Genomic DNA, 1,946 nt, shown 5'->3' on the forward strand with positions numbered 1-1,946 from the left:
CCCTCCGCCCGTCCCGTCCTCCGGCATGCCCGTACGCCGGAGCCCCGCCATGCCCACCCACCGAACGAGAGGCCCTTCGATGAGCACCGCCACCGCTTCCACCACGCTGCGCGACGTGAGCGGACTGGACAACCGGCCGCCCCGCCTGGGCGAGTCCGTGCTGGTCATGATCGACTTCCAGAACACCTACCGCACCGGCGTCATGGCGCTGGAGGGGGCCGACGAGGCGCTCGCCGCGGCTGCCCGGCTCCTGGAGCGCGCCCGCGCCGCCGGCACCCCCGTCGTCCATGTGGTGCACGACGCGGGCGAGGGGTCCCCGTACGACCTGCGGGCCCACGTCGGCGCCGTCTGCGACGCGGTCGCCCCGGCCGCCGGCGAACCGGTCGTGGTGAAGAACGTCCCCGACTCCTTCCACGCCACCGAGCTGGAGCGGACGCTGGCGGACCTGGGCGCCGGACCGGGCTCCGGCAAGGACCTCGTGCTGGCCGGCTTCATGACGCACATGTGCGTCGCCTCCACCGCCCAGGGCGCCTTCAACCGGGGCTACCGGCCCACCGTCGTCGCCGACGCCACCGCCACCCGCGCCCTCACCGGCCCGGACGGCACGGTGGTGCCCGCCGCCGCGCTCAAGGCCGCCGCCCTGACCACCGTCACCGATGTCTTCGGCCTCGTCGTCCCCACCGCCGGGGCGCTCCGGGACTGAGCCGTCCGTCCCGCCCCGCACACCGGACCCCGGGGCCGTCCCCGGGGTCCCGTGCCGGGGCGGGTGCGGGCACCCGTCATACTGCCCGCTATGGACAGCATTGCCCTCACTCGTGCCCACCGGCTGATCACCGTGCAGCTGGTCGCCTCCGCCGCCGCCCTGGGCACCCTCGCCGGCCATCTGCTGGCGGGCCCGTTCGTCGCCGGATTCGCCGGCGCCCTCGCCGCCGTGGGGTCCTGGGCCGGCTCGGCGTACGCACGGCGCCGCGCCCTCGCCGAGTTCCGCAGGGAGTGCGACGCGGCCGCCGACGACGGATACGCGGAGGGCCTGGCCCAGACGGTGCTGATCGGCATAGCGACCTACCAGGCCGCCGTCTTCCCCATCGAGCCCGGCAGCGTCTCCGAGGAGGAGGCGGCCGCCCGCCGCAGGGTCGCCTACGGCATCTCCGCCTACGACGGACTGCCGCACCAGGTCCGGGCCTCGGCCGCCGCCGCCCTGGAGGCCATCGACCACGGCCTGGACCCGGAGCCCGCCCGCCGGGCCCTGCGCGATCTGGCCACCACGGTCTACGAACAGCGCGGCCGCTGACCGGGGGACTGTCCGGCCCCGCCCCGGCGTGCGGGCCCTGAGGGCCGGCGCCGGGGCCCTCGGCGCAGGCGACGCCCCTGGCCCGCACGGCGACGGCGTGCGCCCCGCGCACCGGTGACGACCGGGCCCGTACCGGCCCGTCCGTCACGGTGCCCCCGCCCGGCGGTGGGATCGCCGCGGATCCTGCGGGCGCGGCGCGGCGCGACGCGCCGGGCCGGCGCAACGGCGTGCGCCCGGAGGGGTGGTGGCCGCACACTCGACAGCGGTGGAGAACGGCTGCGCCGTGTTGACGAGACGTTGATGAGGTGTTTATCGCCGCCCGGCAGGGTGTTTCCCATGCCGATGAACACCATGACCGAACCGGAACTGGCCTGGCAGGAGACGGCGCTCTGCGCCCAGGCGGGTCCGGAGTTCTTCTTCCCCGCCCCGGGCTCGTCGACCCGCGAGGCGAAGCAACTGTGCGGCGCGTGCGAGGGCCGGGTGGCGTGCCTGGAGTACGCGCTCGCCAACGACGAGAGATTCGGCGTCTGGGGCGGCCTGTCCGAGAAGGAGCGGCTCCGCATGCGCCGTGACCAGTCACGCGGCCGCGGCTGACCGGTACGCACGGGGGCGCGACCGGGGGGTCGCGGCCACGGATCCCGGGCGGGGGCCCGGG

At 76.3% G+C, this 1,946-nt stretch carries 3 protein-coding genes; all 3 read left to right on the forward strand.

Features of this window, described 5'->3' with window-relative positions; all coding sequences use genetic code 11:
* Nucleotides 1–79: 79 nt before the first annotated feature.
* Entirely contained in the window at nt 80–703 is a 624-nt protein-coding gene (locus tag EAO77_RS36255) for an isochorismatase family protein (protein WP_147992549.1), read from the forward strand.
* A gap of 90 nt (nt 704–793) precedes the next feature.
* Nucleotides 794–1,291 carry a hypothetical protein gene (locus tag EAO77_RS36260; RefSeq protein ID WP_147992550.1) on the forward strand — a complete coding sequence of 166 codons (498 nt, stop codon included), beginning with the start codon at nt 794–796 and terminating at the stop codon, nt 1,289–1,291.
* Nucleotides 1,292–1,627: 336 nt separating this feature from the next.
* Nucleotides 1,628–1,885, forward strand: coding sequence for a WhiB family transcriptional regulator (locus EAO77_RS36270; protein WP_147992552.1), 258 nt, complete (start codon nt 1,628–1,630; stop codon nt 1,883–1,885).
* Nucleotides 1,886–1,946 lie beyond the last annotated feature (61 nt).

The organism is Streptomyces sp. T39, from assembly GCF_008042045.1.
In the GTDB taxonomy this organism is placed as follows: Bacteria; Actinomycetota; Actinomycetes; order Streptomycetales; family Streptomycetaceae; genus Streptomyces.

Excerpts from the sequence above, each read along its gene's own strand:
- EAO77_RS36260 (WP_147992550.1), top strand. The coding sequence starts at position 794 with ATGGACAGCATTGCCCTCACTCGTGCCCACCGGCTGATCACCGTGCAG.
- EAO77_RS36270 (WP_147992552.1), top strand. The coding sequence starts at position 1,628 with ATGCCGATGAACACCATGACCGAACCGGAACTGGCCTGGCAGGAGACG.
- EAO77_RS36255 (WP_147992549.1), top strand. The coding sequence starts at position 80 with ATGAGCACCGCCACCGCTTCCACCACGCTGCGCGACGTGAGCGGACTG.